This window comes from Serratia sp. N21D137 (assembly GCF_047530005.1).
GTDB lineage: Bacteria > Pseudomonadota > Gammaproteobacteria > Enterobacterales > Enterobacteriaceae > Chania > Chania fonticola_B.
This window is the reverse complement of record NZ_JBLJAJ010000034.1, coordinates 1-14593: the sequence shown is the minus strand read 5'-3', so window position 1 is coordinate 14593 and position 14593 is coordinate 1. Positions and strand designations below refer to the sequence as shown.

At 50.7% G+C, this 14593-nt stretch carries 10 protein-coding genes; 6 read left to right on the top strand and 4 right to left on the bottom strand.

Annotated features, from left to right (window positions below; translation table 11 throughout):
• Positions 1–12 precede the first annotated feature (12 nt).
• On the bottom strand, positions 13–2118 hold the full coding sequence (gene fusA, locus ACMV5H_RS21470; protein ID WP_414822439.1) for an elongation factor G: 2106 nt from the start codon (positions 2116–2118) through the stop codon (positions 13–15).
• 383 nt (positions 2119–2501) lie between these two features.
• Between fusA and ACMV5H_RS21465 the strand changes: the two genes are divergently transcribed.
• Entirely contained in the window at positions 2502–3977 is a 1476-nt protein-coding gene (locus ACMV5H_RS21465; protein ID WP_414822438.1) for an alpha/beta hydrolase, read from the top strand.
• Between the two features lie 960 nt (positions 3978–4937).
• On the opposite strand, the gene ACMV5H_RS21460 is transcribed toward ACMV5H_RS21465, so the two are convergent.
• The 3 genes from ACMV5H_RS21460 to ACMV5H_RS21450 form a co-directional block, all read right to left on the bottom strand.
• Positions 4938–6665: an ABC-F family ATP-binding cassette domain-containing protein gene (locus ACMV5H_RS21460; protein ID WP_414822437.1), complete on the bottom strand. Its 1728-nt coding sequence runs from the start codon at positions 6663–6665 to the stop codon at positions 4938–4940.
• A 384-nt stretch (positions 6666–7049) separates the two neighbouring features.
• The gene (locus ACMV5H_RS21455) at positions 7050–7280 is read right to left on the bottom strand and encodes a helix-turn-helix domain-containing protein (protein ID WP_021804454.1); all 231 of its coding nucleotides are present in this window, start codon (positions 7278–7280) and stop codon (positions 7050–7052) included.
• 12 nt (positions 7281–7292) lie between these two features.
• Positions 7293–7853 (bottom strand): DUF2975 domain-containing protein, encoded by a 561-nt coding sequence (locus ACMV5H_RS21450; RefSeq protein ID WP_021804453.1) that lies wholly within the window; start codon positions 7851–7853, stop codon positions 7293–7295.
• A gap of 348 nt (positions 7854–8201) precedes the next feature.
• On the opposite strand from ACMV5H_RS21450, the gene ACMV5H_RS21445 reads away from it, so the two are divergent.
• The 5 genes from ACMV5H_RS21445 (at position 8202) to ACMV5H_RS21425 (ending at position 14469) form a co-directional block, all read left to right on the top strand.
• Positions 8202–10628 carry a DUF3772 domain-containing protein gene (locus ACMV5H_RS21445; RefSeq protein ID WP_115158496.1) on the top strand — a complete coding sequence of 809 codons (2427 nt, stop codon included), beginning with the start codon at positions 8202–8204 and terminating at the stop codon, positions 10626–10628.
• Positions 10628–11236, top strand: coding sequence for a class I SAM-dependent DNA methyltransferase (locus tag ACMV5H_RS21440; RefSeq protein WP_115158497.1), 609 nt, complete (start codon positions 10628–10630; stop codon positions 11234–11236). The genes ACMV5H_RS21445 and ACMV5H_RS21440 overlap by 1 nt, the downstream gene beginning before the upstream one ends.
• Positions 11237–11312: 76 nt before the next feature.
• Positions 11313–12485, top strand: a complete 1173-nt coding sequence (gene kch / locus ACMV5H_RS21435) for a voltage-gated potassium channel protein (RefSeq protein WP_115158533.1) — start codon at positions 11313–11315, stop codon at positions 12483–12485.
• A 610-nt stretch (positions 12486–13095) separates the two neighbouring features.
• A complete protein-coding gene (locus tag ACMV5H_RS21430) occupies positions 13096–13623 on the top strand; it encodes a fimbrial protein (RefSeq protein ID WP_181817500.1) in 528 nt (175 codons plus the stop codon).
• Between the two features lie 186 nt (positions 13624–13809).
• Positions 13810–14469, top strand: coding sequence for a FimD/PapC N-terminal domain-containing protein (locus tag ACMV5H_RS21425; protein ID WP_414822436.1), 660 nt, complete (start codon positions 13810–13812; stop codon positions 14467–14469).
• Positions 14470–14593 lie beyond the last annotated feature (124 nt).

The following is a 14593-nucleotide window of genomic DNA, read 5'->3' as shown; positions in this document are numbered from 1 at the left end:
AGCCGTTATCATTTAACGTTTGCTGTGTTGGATAATCTCTTCGGCCACATTGCGTGGAGCTTCTGCGTAGTGGCCGAACTCCATGGTGTAGGTGGCACGGCCTTGCGACATGGAGCGCAGGGTGGTGGAATAACCGAACATCTCAGACAGCGGCACCTTGGCATGGATCTCTTTGCCTCCGCCACCGGGGATATCCTCCATCCCTTGCACCATTCCGCGTCGTGACGACAGATCGCCCATCACGTTACCCGCGTAATCCTCCGGCGTTTCCACTTCTACCGCCATGATCGGCTCGAGGATCACCGGGCTGGCCAGGCGACAGGCCTCCTTAAACCCAAAGATAGCCGCCATACGGAATGCCTGCTCGGAGGAGTCCACATCGTGGTAGGAACCAAAGGTCAGATGTACTTTGACATCGACCATCTGATAACCCGCCAGCACGCCATTATTCAGCGCCTCCAGAAGGCCTTTTTTTACCGCCGGAATATATTCACCGGGGATCACGCCGCCTTTGATCTCATCAAAGAACTCAAAGCCTTTACCGGGCTCATTGGGTTCCACCGTCAATACCACGTGGCCATATTGGCCTTTACCGCCGGACTGACGCACAAATTTGCCTTCTACGTCGGTCACTTTCTGGCGGATGGTTTCGCGGTAAGAGACCTGCGGTTTGCCGGTGTTGGTTTCAACGCCAAACTCGCGCCGCATCCGGTCGACTATGATCTCAAGGTGCAATTCACCCATGCCATAGATAATGGTCTGGCCGGAGTCTTCATCGGTGCGTACGCGAAGCGAAGGATCTTCCGAAGTCAGGCGTTGCAGTGCAATCCCCATTTTCTCCTGGTCGGCCTTGGTTTTTGGCTCGATGGCCTGCGCGATAACCGGCTCTGGAAACACCATGCGTTCCAACGTGATAATGGCATTGGGGTCGCAAAGCGTATCGCCGGTGGTCACATCCTTCAGGCCCACACAGGCGGCAATATCCCCAGCGTGCAGCTCATCAACTTCTTTACGATCGTTGGCGTGCATTTGCACGATACGGCCAATACGCTCTTTTTTGCCTTTTACCGGGTTATAGACGCTATCGCCTTTGGCCACGATGCCGGAATAGACGCGCACGAAGGTCAACTGGCCAACGAACGGGTCGGTCATCAGCTTGAATGCCAGCGCCGAGAATTTTTCATTATCATCGGCCTTACGGGTGATAATGTTATCGCGTTCGTCATGGCCTTCCATCGGCGGTACATCCAGCGGAGAGGGCATAAGTTCGATCACCGCGTCCAGCATGCGCTGGATCCCCTTGTTGCGGAATGCCGAACCGCACAGCATTGGCTGGATCTCACCGGCAACGGTGCGGGCGCGCAACCCCTGAACGATTTCCTCATTGGTTAATTCGACCTGATTGAGGTATTTGTCCATCAGCGCTTCGGAGCCTTCCGCCGCAGCTTCAATCATCTTGTCGCGCCACTCTTGGGCCTGCTCGATCATCTCTGCTGGGATCGCCTCGAAGCGGTAGGTCATACCCTGAGTCGCTTCATCCCAAAAGATGGCCTGCATGCGGATCAAATCCACGACGCCAGCAAAATGGTCTTCTGCACCGATGGGGATCACGACCGGCACCGGATTGGCCTTCAGGCGCTCGATCATCATATTGCGCACGCGGAAAAAGTCCGCGCCCGTGCGGTCCATTTTGTTGACGAAGGCCAACCGTGGCACCTTGTACTTATTAGCCTGACGCCACACGGTTTCAGATTGCGGTTGCACGCCGCCGACCGAGTCATACACCATCACGGCACCGTCCAGCACGCGCATCGAACGTTCCACCTCAATGGTGAAATCGACGTGCCCGGGGGTATCGATGATATTGATCCGGTGCTGAGGATAATTATGCTCCATGCCGTTCCAGAAGCAGGTAGTGGCGGCGGAAGTAATGGTGATCCCGCGCTCCTGTTCCTGCGCCATCCAGTCCATGGTAGCGGCGCCGTCGTGGACTTCGCCCAGCTTGTGACTGACCCCGGTGTAAAACAGAATCCGCTCGGTCGTCGTGGTTTTGCCGGCATCAATGTGCGCCGAGATGCCGATATTGCGGTAGCGTTCGATGGGGGTAGTGCGTGCCATAATCAACCTTTCTTAGCCTTGTGGCGTACGGCTTTAACAGTTTACGTAAAATGATATCCCTCAATGGGTTATCAGCCAGGCCATGATCAACCATGTTCTACGGCCTCAGAGTAATCGTAGCTGATGGTATTGACTTTATTAACCTATGACTGTGATAGGTCGTTTAAAAATCAAATACTACAGGTCACAAGGTTGTTCTGCGGATGGCACTTGCCAGGGTGTGAAAGGGGGCAAACTGAACGGTCACACAAGAAATTTCCAGCAAGCCATATAAATAACGTTCAGGATGCCTAAAAAACAATACTCCTTCCATGATCTGTTGGCAGGCGGTTTAATGTATCGACGTTAAAATCCAGAATAACCGTTTGCTGAAAGGACTCGTCATGTCTGCGTTTCGTGTTCTGTTTTTGCTGGCCGTGGTGCTCCAACTGCCAGCCTATGCCAAGCCTTTGGTCAAACCAACCGGCACAGCACCAGGTTCCATTCAATGGCAACCCTGCAACAGCATCGCCTTTCAGCACTGGTTCAGCGATGGCCCGCCTCCGGCCGGGTTACAATGTGGCTATGTCGACGCGCCACTGAGTGACCAGAATGCAGCACAAACCGTTCGGCTGGCTCTCACGAGGTTACCTGCGGTAGGCCCAAGAAAAGGCAGTGTGGTGATCATCGCGGATGGACCTGGCTCGCCAGGGCTCAATCCAAAAATTGCCGAGCAGGGTCCCGCCTGGCGGTTGCAAAAATCTTACGACATCATTGGCTATGATCCGCGCGGCGTGGGGAAATCGATACCCAAAATTTCTTGCCAACCAACAGCCAGTGAGGAAACACCGTCACCCGATGAAAACGATATTCCTGGTGCAGAGCAACAGGCACGGGATAGGGTGGCGGCCTGCATCAAGCAGACTGGAGCCGACGTGGTGCAACATATGGGCACCCACGAAGCTGTTAACGATCTTGATACCGTTCGCCGGGCGTTGGGTGAACCCGCGTTGACCGCCGTGGCGTATTCTTACGGTACCAAGGTCGCGGAGTTGTATGCCGAGCGCTTCCCCAAGAAAACCCGCGCGTTGGTGCTCGATGGCGTAGTGAACCTGAAAGAAGATGACTTTAACCAACGCATCAATCAGGAGCGGGGTTATCAGCAAAGCTTCCTGCGTTTTGCCGACGACTGTGAGAAAAATGGCTCATGTCCTTTAACCAGCGAACCTAACTGGGCGATCCAGCGGTACCACAGGATGCTGCGCAAATTGCACGATGCTCCTTTCGTTACTTCGTCGGGTTATGAAATCTCTGCCGATGACGTGATCACACTGACGCGTAACCTGTTGCCCTGGCGGGAACGTTGGCCAGAACTGGCCACCGCCTTGCGTAAAATTGATGAGGGCAAAGCCGATGATGCAGTGACCGATCTTATCGACGAAAGCTATACCCCAGATGCTGATGATGCGCGAATGGTGATCACCTGTGCAGATATGGCGAAGCCTGATGCCGACCAGCAACTATTACGCCGGCAGCGCCAACAAATCAATACAGCAGCCTCGTTTCCCAATTACTTACCGCTGCATGAGTATCCACTCGAGACCTGTGATTTCTGGCCATATCCTGGCCATGTGGAACCGCATGCTCCAGTACTTTCTACCGCTCTCCCGCCGTTGTTGTTCATTACCCAGCGCTATGACCCGGTTACGCCATATCGTAATGCCCGTGAAATGGCTTCGAGTTTTAAAAGCCCGCTGATTACCCGCGAAGGGGATGGCCATACGCTGGCGTTGACGGGCGTAGACAGCTGTGTGGATGATGCAGTAATAGATTATCTGTTGAGTCCAAAAAAGCCACGACGGGATAAAACCTGCCGTTGAGCGTGGGTTCTTTGGGTAATGATATGTGCCTCCACGAGGCTGACAGCAACACGACTCAGTAGCGTTCTAAAACTACATTCTGGGAGGGATATACTAAGTTATGTCAGTAGGGGCAGGACTGCGATTTTTACTAAGGTTATTCTGCCCCCTGATGAAGTAAAGGATCAGGCTGAATGTCTGGTAGGGATACAGATTTTCCCGTTAATGATGTGCGCATCCCGGCGGATCCACTCATTAACTTTGTAGACACTGGTTCTGTGCAATTGTGCGAATGTCTTAATATCGCCGTCATGCTTTCTATATATAAACTCTCTGACACTGGTCAATGTACAGTTCTCCATGAAGTGTGGCTTCCTAGGTGAAGGGTATCTGGATATCTATTATTAGGTTGGTACTGTTATAGGATAGAGCGTAACATAAAGTTTTAAATACGTGAATTAAACTTTGCTGTTATATGCAATATTTTATCGATCTGTTTTTTTAATTAGATACTCTTAGGTGATGAATAAATATATTCTCGGGATGACATAATAAATAAAATAAATATTTATTTAAAATCAAACGGTTAGCGTTTTCCATTGTGAGCGAACATCGCGATCTTAGAGGGCTGCATACTGAAATAGATTAATAATTTACATGGGTTTGTCGATAAAAAATATTTTTCCAACCTGCTGCATTGCAATAAATAATGCACAACAGCAAAATCAAGAATAATCTTAATATATTGAGGTGAGGTTATTCTTGGATAACAGTGAGATTTCTGAGTTTATTCCTAGTTAAAAGCAGGTAGAGGGGAGGCCTAACGATTTATCTGAATTTTTCCATCAAGATGTCGTTGATGATCAACCCCATCGTGATTTGTTAACAATCCATGAGTCTGGATAAAAGACTCATGGATGGCGCGACCAGCAGATGACCGAACTCAATTTGGTTCATACGCTAGTCGCGCGCATAGTTGGGTTAAATCAACCCAAGTTTGCCATTAATCTCCGCGATCTCGCGCCGCCATTGCTGCTGCAACTGCGGCTTTTGATGTTTGGGTTTACGCGTTAAATCCTCCTCAAGTTTGTGTTCCAGAGTAACCAGAGTCGCCAGCAGGTGATCTTCATTGGTCGATATCGCAGGTTCAGCGACCAGCTCGTGTTCAGGGGATATCACCAGCTCAGCATTACCGACACCACCCAGGGTGGTATAGATGGATGAAAGATCGTGCCATTCTCTCAGTTGGCGATCGTCTATCAGCCAGTAGCGATTACAGCTTTGCTCCATCAGCGTCCGATCGTGGGTGACCAGCAGCACGGCTCCCGCAAACTGTTGCAACGTTGCGGCCAGCTCTTCTTTACCTTCCATATCCAGATGGTTGGTCGGTTCGTCGAGCAGCAACAGTGAGTAGTTGGCCAGAGTAAGCGCAACAAACAGTAACCGCGAACGCTCGCCACCGCTCAGCGTAGACACTTTCTGTTGATGGCGCAGGTAAGGGAAACCGGCACCGATCAGCGCCATCTTCCGTTGATCTTCGGTCAGGGACGCGAAGTGGCACAGAGCATCGCTTAACGAGTCCTCATTGTTGAGCTGTTGCAGACTCTGGTCGTAATAACCTATACGCACGCGAGGGTGAAAAATCGACCCTTGGCAGCTTGCTTGCTGGTATTGCTGCCAAAGGAAGTGCAGCAATGAAGACTTACCACAGCCATTACGGCCTACTAACGCGATGCGGTCGCCACTTTTTACCTGGAGATGATCCAGACTGAACAGCACCGGCGCGGCGGGAGCAGGGCGAATGGCTAATTGCTCCAACGCCAGCAGTCGATCGGCAGGCAGTGCTTCACCACTGAGCCGGAGCCGCCACTGGTTGCCTGCGCTCAAGGTGGTTTGCTTGTCTTTTAATCGAACCACCTGTTTTTCCATCTGCTTGGCTTTACGCGAGAGATCTTCGTTGTCATACACCTGGCCCCAGACAGCCAGGCGCTTGGCACTTTTCTCTACGCGATCAATTTCCTTTTGTTCAGCCTGATGGCGGTGCTCATCAGCCAAGTCCTGTTCTTGGAGGGCGATGCGCGCCTGCGAACAAGGCAAACGGAAATACTGCAGCGTTTTGTCACGCAGGATCCAAGTACAGTTGGTTACGCTGTCCAGTAACCGGCCGTCGTGGGAAACCAGCACGAAGCTACCGTTCCAGTCATTCAGAAATTGCTCCAGCCACAGCAGCGTCGGCAGATCCAGATGGTTGCTGGGTTCATCCAGTAGCAGCAAATCAGGTTGGCGGATCAGCGCCCGGGCTAATAACAAGCGGGTATGCTGGCCACCGCTCAGGGTGCCGGCCGTCAGATCCCATGCTGCTCGGTCGAATCCCAGTTCAGCGAGTAACACTTCTCCTTGCCAACGTTCAGGCTGGTGTTGCCCATCAGCCAGGCCTGTGAGCACTGCCTCCAACAGAGTGCAGTGATACAAGGCTTCGGGCAGGTGTTGTTCAACCCGAGCCATCAGGCAATGGTGTGATGGGGTGACAGTACCCGCGCTGGCAGGCAGATCGCCACTGAGAATTTTAAGCAGGGTGCTTTTGCCACAGCCGTTATGGCCAATTAAACCGATGCGGTCGCCCTTTTTCAGGCTAAAGGAAACCTCAGCCAGCAGCGGGCCGAAAGCGGTATCAATACCAACAGATTGTGCAGAAAGTAAAGTCGTCATGGTGCTTACTCAAGGTTACAGGCATGTAGATGCCTATCGTCAAAAAATTGCCGACGATAACCCGGTAAGCCGGAGGGAAGAACTTTGATGTGAGTAAACTTCGCTCAAGCTTAGGTTATCGGAGCACGATACCGGTAATGCTTGAGCAGCGACGATCACCAAGGTGATGTGAAAGTATAAACAATTCACAAGACAGCATTGGGGACCTCCTTTTCATTATTATAGATTGATAGGTGAATGGATTATAAAGGGGGTTGGTGGTTTCTGCTACTGGCCTACCTGTTAGTTTGAGACGACTAACAGATCTCCACCGGCTCAGTAGGTAGGGCGCTGCATGCTGCGCCCGCTTGGTGAAACAATGGGTTGGGTTACGTTTTGGGCCGATCACTCATCTTCTGCGTAGATTTCTGGGTCCTGAATATGTTCCAGCACGTCCCCAGGCTGGCAATCAAGATAGCGGCAGATAGCATCCAGCGTAGCAAAACGTATCCCTTTCACCTTGCCTTGCTTTAACAGCGAGAGGTTTTGTTCGGTGATGCCGGCTGCGGCGGCCAGGTCTTTGGATTTGACTTTGCGTGTGGCTAACAACACGTCTAGCCGGACGATGATCGACATAATGGGTTAACCTCATACGAACTGTTGATTTTCATAATGCAACTTGCTGGCCTGTTTCAGGATTTGTGCAATGACGGCAATACAGGCCGCGAGAAACAGGGCAACAATATTCCCTGTATCGATCCCTAATGTCACCATCCGTTGGCCAACAGGCTCATGCATGGTTATCCAATAGCTGAGAACGGGCTGGCACAATAACTCTAAAATCGTCCAAAGGGCGACATATTGACCCATTTTCCCCAAATGGTGCGCCGCTGTGCCTGAAAAATAGGCACGTTGAGCATAGGTTTGGAACAGCTTGCGTAAATGATACAACCCGAGTGCCAGTGCCAGCAGCGGCACGCTCGAAAAGATAATGCCACCGGCAATTTGCCACCAGGGGAAGAGGTATAAATCAACACCCAAGGCGCTGATTAAATCGTTTGAGATGGAAACATGAAATCCGTAGCCATCATTAGCAGCGAGGCTTGGGAATAACCAATAGGAAGCATTAAACAGCAACATGGCGAGTAACAAGCACAATGTGATGGTGGCCATACGTTGGCTGAAGCGGGTAAGGCGATCTAATGTCATAAAAACCTCAAGTCGTTGAATGGAAATCGCAGTGACTTTAATCCATTAGTTATCGTAAAACAATAATAAATTATCGAAATTCGATCATGTAATGATTTTTATGTTCATAAAAAGACCGTCTGGCGGTTTCTTTTTGAGCTGTAAACGGTTATGGAGAGGGCGCTATAGGGGGGTAAATAAGGGCAAGTGAGGCGTTAGCTAAAATTTCTACTAACCTTCTAGGATTAATGCGCTTTTTCACTGAATAGCTTGTTATTATACTCATCGCTTATTGTTGATCAGGCGCAGTGATATTCATCATTTCGCCTGTTGCGTTTATCGCCAACCCCATGCTGAGCATTCACCGTTATGATCAAGTCATTACAGATTTTCCTGTTCACCTTTTTGTTGTTCGGCTTACCGCTGGCCCCGTTAGCCAATGCAGCGCAGCAGAATGCGGCTGCGGTTGAACTCAGCCCGCAGGAAATAGCGGCCTCACTGAAAAATTATCAAAAACAGCTGGATACGATTAAACAGCAGGTCTCAAAGGCGGGCTCTGATGGTCAGTTGAACAAGCTGTTTGACGCCACGCAGGTCTTGGCCACGGACGCAGAAAAGCTGACTACCGATCTGCAACCCATGCAGGTGAAGTTACAGGCACAGTTGGACGTGCTTGGCCCGCAGCCTGAACCTGGAGTAATGACCGAAACCGCCAGTGTGGTGCAACAACGCAATACGCTCAATAATGCCAAAAAACAGTTGGACGATGCCGTAAAACGCTCGCAAGCCATCAGAACGGGGGCGCTCGACTTAGGGCAACAAATTACCGATCTGCGCCGCGTGGCCTTCAAATCCCAGTTGGCGTTGAATACCGGCAGTATTCTTAGTTCGCAATTCTGGTTACCAGAGTCTTCTTCACAGGTTGAGGATTTAGCTCGTCTTAATGACTTTAAGCAGCAACTGGAGCAAACCCTGGAAGCCAGTTGGCAAGACGAATGGCGCTACGGGACGATAGCTTTACTGATCCTGGCTGCGGCTTGCTGGTCTCTCGGGCGTTATTTCGTGGAGCAGTTTTTTGCCTGGGTGTGTATCCGCTATTTACCCGACGGCCGCTTGCGCCGCAGTTTTATGGCATTAATGACCGTGCTGATCACGCTGTTTGCCACCACGCTGGCGCTAAATCTGCTGATTTCTGCGTTTGCTCGTGTTCAGCCGCTAACGTCTCAGGTTCAGGATTTCGCTGATGGTTTTATGCAGTTGGGGATTTTCTGCGCGCTGATCGCGGGATTAGGCAGGGCGTATCTTTCGCTGAGCCGCCCATCATGGCGTCTGGCGCAGATGGATGACGCCATTGCGAGCGGCATGCGTTTCCTGTCGCCGTTATTGGCCGGATTGGCCATGGCTTTTGGCACCGTGGAACTGGTTAATAACGTGATTGGTGCCAGTCTTGGCAGCACGGTGCTAGGTAATGGTCTGGCTACCGCATTGATGGCATTAATCTTGTTCGCAATACCGGTTCGGGCACGCCGTATCCGCTATAAGCTAGAGCAGCAGGGGATGCATCTGGAAAAACGCTCGGTGATTGCCGGGATAGTCCATATCGTTATTGTGGTATCGGCAACCGTGATCCTGTTATCACTGTTGATTGGCTATGTGGCTTTCGCTCGCTTCCTGACCTATCAGTTGATTTGGGGGGCACTGGTACTGATGGCGTTCTATTTCCTGGTGATCTTTGCTACCGATTTCTGTACGGCCATCTTTTCCCCCCAAACTGCCAGCGGGCGGGCACTGAAAAAATCGCTCCACTTTAAAGATCGTCATCTTGAGCAACTGACCGTCATCTTCACGGCGTTGTCCAAATGTTCTTTGATATTGTTGATGATTGTTGCCCTGATCAATGGCTCTTTTGGCACCACAACGCCCAACTCCTTGCTGCAAAAGATTGTTGCCATCCTGAGCGGCGAAGGCCTGAAGCGGCTGAATATCGTGCCAAGCAACCTGCTCAATGCGGTGGTTTGCCTGGCGATCGGTATCTATGTGCTGCGGGTCACGCAACGATGGTTAAGCCATGAGCTGCTGCCAAAAACCATCAGTGATATCGGTATCCGCGCCTCGCTGGTTACCTTGTTCAGCAACGTCGGCTATGTGCTGCTGATCCTGATCACGCTGGCGACGTTGGGTATCCAGTGGAATAACCTGGCCTGGATCGTGAGTGCGCTATCGGTAGGTATCGGTTTTGGCCTGCAGGAAATCGTGAAGAACTTTATCTCTGGCCTGATCCTGTTAACTGAGCGCCCGGTTAAGGTCGGGGATATGATCGGTATCGGCGGGGTTGAAGGGGATGTACGGCGCATCAATGTACGCGCCACCGAGATCCAATTGAGCGATCGCTCGACCATGATAGTGCCTAACTCTCAGCTAATCTCGCAGAACGTGCGTAACGCCACCATGGGGAATGCTCAAGGGGTGGTCACCGTCGCGCTGACTTTCCCCACCGATATCGATCCCGAGCAGGTACGCAACGTGTTGTTGAGTGCCTACCATGAACACGAATCCATTCTGGAAACGCCTGCCCCGTACGTTCGTTTCAGCCAGCTCGGCCCAGACGGGATTATCCTCAGCGTGACAGGTTACGTTGCCAGCCCACGCATGGTCGGCTCTACCAAGAGCGATCTGCTGTTCAATATTTTGAAGCTCCTGCGTGCTCATAACGTCAACCTGTCCAGCCCGAAAGAGGTGGTGTTTATGAAGCAACGGGCAAAAAGTCTGGTTGATGAAGAAGAACATTCATCCTGATGAGTAACTCAATGGCCGATAACATCATCGGTATCTATCAACGGCATGCCGGGGCGTTTGAGCAGAAGCGGTCCACCACGCTGTTTGAGCAACCCTGGCTGGAGCGCTTCCTGAGCCTGTTACCCAACAACGGACGGATCCTGGATATTGGCTGCGGCAACGGCATGCCGATCGCCGACTATTTTATCCGCCAGGGCTTTCAGGTGACGGGGGTGGACAGTTCGCAGCCGATGATCGACCGTTGCCTCCAACGCTTCCCGGAACAGCGCTGGGCTGTGGCCGATATGAGAACCCTGTCGCTAGCAGACAAATTTGATGGGCTAATTGCCTGGGACAGTTTTTTCCATCTGACGCGTGAAGATCAGCGCCAGATGTTTAACATTTTCCGGCAACATGCCAATAGCCAGGCCGCATTGATGTTCACCAGCGGTACCAGCGATGGTGAAGCGATAGGGACATTTGAAGGCGAAGCCCTTTATCATTCCAGCCTGGCACCCGAAGAATATCGGCAGCTATTGCAAGAGCAGGGATTCCAGGTGGTCAGTATGGTGGCCGAAGATCCCGACTGTGGTGGGCGAACCGTCTGGCTGGCGCAACTTGGCGAATGATCCCTGCATCACATTCAGCTACAGTCCACTATAAATAGGCCATCGGCCAAGTCATGGTGTTGAAATGATGAAAGTTATGAAAATCGTGAGAGTAATAGAAAAATACGTACCACCAACGTTTATCCTGGCGTTGATGGTTGCGCATAATGGGTACTTGGTACTCAGCCCGATCCTGTGGCATGGGCTGCAACATTCTCAAGATTTTGTGGAAAATTTCAGTTCCTGGCAACAGGCGCTGGGCTTTCTTGATGCGATGGATATTCCCCGCTTTATGATTGGCACCGTGCTGTTCTTTATGGCGGGTATGTTGCTGTTAAGGACGCGTATTGCCTGGTTTTTCTCGTTACTGCTGCTCAGCTGCATCGTCATCGTTGATATCGCTATCTATAAGCAAATCACAGTGTTGGCAGGGTATTCACTGGTTACCCTATTGGGAATGATCATCTACTGGCGCCGTTTCGACCAACGTAAGCTGGCGAGTACCAGTTTTTTTGCCGTCACCAGCATAGCCTCATTGATTGTCTACAGCATGTTAGGAACGCTGTACATTGGCGATCAATTCACCCCCGCGGTCACCGACTTACCTACGGCGTTTTATTTTGCCGTGGTCTGCATGTCTACTGTTGGCTTTGGCGATATCATTCCGCATACCACTGCTGCGCGAATGTTCACTCTCACGGTGATTATCTTTGGCATTACGGTTTTTGCCGCTTCTCTGGCCTCGGTTGCTGGCGTGCTAATCAGTCAAAATCTTCAACGTATTATCAAAGGGCGGTTCTCTCACATGGTTCGCAAAAATCACTATATTATTGTTGGTACCTCTTCATTGGCACAAAATGTCTATCAGGGATTGATTGAAAGCGGCGGTAACGTGACCATTGTTTGCGAGCCAGGCAATAAGCAACATTACCCTGACCATGCGGATGTGGTTGAAGGCGATCCTTCCGCCGTTGCGACGCTGGCATTAGCCGGGGCAGAAAAGGCGAAATACATTGTTGCCTTGACCGAAAGCGATGCGGTTAACGCTTTTATCATATTGGCAGCCAAAGAGGTGGGTGCGGCAGACACCAAAACCATCACGTTGGTCAACGAAAGCCAGAATATGAACAAGATCAAACGCGTCAAACCCGATGCCGTACTCTCACTGCAACTGTTAGGAAGTGAGTTGCTGGTGCGATCGCTCAATGGTGAGGTGGTTAATCACGATCTCAATATTGATGCGTTTTTCAGCAATGGAGAGGGCAAGTAACCCGGTTTTCCTTGCTACTGGCCAAGCCAGGCATAGCTCCAGGAGTCTACCATGCCCGTGACTGGGGGTAGACTCAGGGTTAACATTGTCGAAATGCGCTATCTGATGTCCTCGTCTTTACGTTTATAACAACATCCTTACTTACTTATTTTTAAGACAGCAATAAAAAAACCTTATTATCACCATCGCTTATCTTATATAGAACTATTTTTTTATTAAAAAATATAATTGCTCTTAATTTATTTATCTAAATTTGATAATAAGATATAATAATCACTCAGCTTCTTATTACCTTTTTATAATAATCAGTAAGTAGGATTAATCTTGTTTTTTTATTTGTACTTTATTTTGTTTCTCATGCTAGGATTTTGCTGCGTTATCGGAATTGCAACTTACTCCTGAGGGAGTGGTAAAGTGAAAGTAAGGTTGCTCTTATTTTATCAAATAACTGAAATACCTCCCTCCTCGATATGAGAAGCCAAGACTGCTGCGCACTAATGGTTTAATAATTTCAACCATTAATAATGTCATCCAATTTAAAAAACAAAAGAAGGCACTGCAAATGATTTGTCGTGTTTATTTAACTGCAGTGAAAACAAGGAATATAACCATGAAAGCATTCTCCATCAAAACGACCCTAGTCTCTCTGATCCTGGCCGGTCTTTCCAGCAATGCCTTTGCCTACGATGCGCAGATCAACATCACTGGTGAACTGACTGAAACCACCTGTGTGATCAACGGTAACACCACCGGCCCGGCAGTTCAGAACGTTACTCTGCCAACCCTGTCCAAGTCTTCACTCAGTGGTGCAGACTCTTGGGCTGGCCGTGTACCTGTCACTTTCACGTTTACCGATTGTGATGCCAGCAACGCAACAGCCTCCTTTGAAAACGGCACCAACATCAGCGCTGATGGCAACATGAAGAACTTGGCTACCGTCACTCCGGCAACCAACGTTGAAGTTCAGTTGTTGAATGCTGCAGGTACCGCGCTCAACCTGGCATCAGACACTGTGGCTACCCCAATCGTGAACGAAACCGGAGCCTTGAAGTTCTTCGCCCAATATTACTCTAAAGATGGTGCTGCTACTGCCGGTAAGGTGGTCTCACACGTTGAATTCTCAATGAATTACAACTAATTCCCCTTAGGGATACCAGAGGTATTGGTATCCCCTTTTTTTAAGGGCATCCGGCTTAGGGTGCCCTTAAAAAAATGGAATTTGGTCATTGCTGGTTATCTCTTGACCCTACCACTCTTTGGAGAAACACTCATGCTTGCTGGCCTTCTACACGTAGTAACTCCTCGTCAGACAAGGCGGATCTTTATGACCAGCCTGTTGGCGATGGCGGTAAGTACGGCTGCCCATGCCGCAAATCAGGACGTTCCGGAACAAGCAGAATTCGACCCCGGTTTTTTCCGTGGGCTCAGCGGCCAGGTGGCCGATCTCTCGCGTTTCACTAAAGGCAACAGTTTGCCCCCCGGCCATTACCCCTTTGATGTGTACGTCAATGAGCTGTGGGTGGGCCGCCAGGAAATCGCCGTAACCCTGACCGTCCCTGAGGCGAGGGTGAATTATTGCTTTACCCCTGAACAGGTACGTCAATGGGGGCTGGATGCCAGCAAACTCCCCGAGGCGGCGCTGGCCCAACAGGCGCTGAAGAACGAGAAGTGCTTCGACGCCGAGAAATTTATACCCGGTTTCAAGTTAAGTACTAATACCGGTGAGCTGATGCTGGAGATCACCGTGCCCCAGGCGTTTATCGGCTCACGCCGCGGCGTGGTGGCACCTGATCTGTGGGACCATGGCGTCACCGCGGGTTTTGTCGGCTATAACCTGAACACATTCCGCACCAATAACCGGGCTGCGGGCAATACCACCCAGTATTTCGGTGGTTTTAACAGCGGGGTGAACCTGGGCGCCTGGCGGTTGCGTCATAACAGCAGTTATACCCGGAGTGACGGCAACAACAATTCCGGCCACTAGCCCCATTCCCACTCGAAACGCAACAAAGTGACCCACTGGCCAGACCCGGATAAAATCACCGCTCTGGCCCTACTGGAGAGCCTGTTGCATGCAGGGAAAACATCTGACTCAGAAAGAGCGGTTC

Bases quoted from the DNA above. Each gene is read 5' to 3' on its own strand.
- ACMV5H_RS21445 (WP_115158496.1), top strand. From the start codon at position 8,202: ATGATCAAGTCATTACAGATTTTCCTGTTCACCTTTTTGTTGTTCGGC.
- fusA (WP_414822439.1), bottom strand. From the start codon at position 2,118: ATGGCACGCACTACCCCCATCGAACGCTACCGCAATATCGGCATCTCG.
- ACMV5H_RS21450 (WP_021804453.1), bottom strand. From the start codon at position 7,853: ATGACATTAGATCGCCTTACCCGCTTCAGCCAACGTATGGCCACCATC.
- ACMV5H_RS21455 (WP_021804454.1), bottom strand. From the start codon at position 7,280: ATGTCGATCATCGTCCGGCTAGACGTGTTGTTAGCCACACGCAAAGTC.
- kch (WP_115158533.1), top strand. From the start codon at position 11,313: ATGAAAATCGTGAGAGTAATAGAAAAATACGTACCACCAACGTTTATC.
- ACMV5H_RS21440 (WP_115158497.1), top strand. From the start codon at position 10,628: ATGAGTAACTCAATGGCCGATAACATCATCGGTATCTATCAACGGCAT.
- ACMV5H_RS21465 (WP_414822438.1), top strand. From the start codon at position 2,502: ATGTCTGCGTTTCGTGTTCTGTTTTTGCTGGCCGTGGTGCTCCAACTG.
- ACMV5H_RS21430 (WP_181817500.1), top strand. From the start codon at position 13,096: ATGAAAGCATTCTCCATCAAAACGACCCTAGTCTCTCTGATCCTGGCC.
- ACMV5H_RS21425 (WP_414822436.1), top strand. From the start codon at position 13,810: ATGACCAGCCTGTTGGCGATGGCGGTAAGTACGGCTGCCCATGCCGCA.
- ACMV5H_RS21460 (WP_414822437.1), bottom strand. From the start codon at position 6,665: ATGACGACTTTACTTTCTGCACAATCTGTTGGTATTGATACCGCTTTC.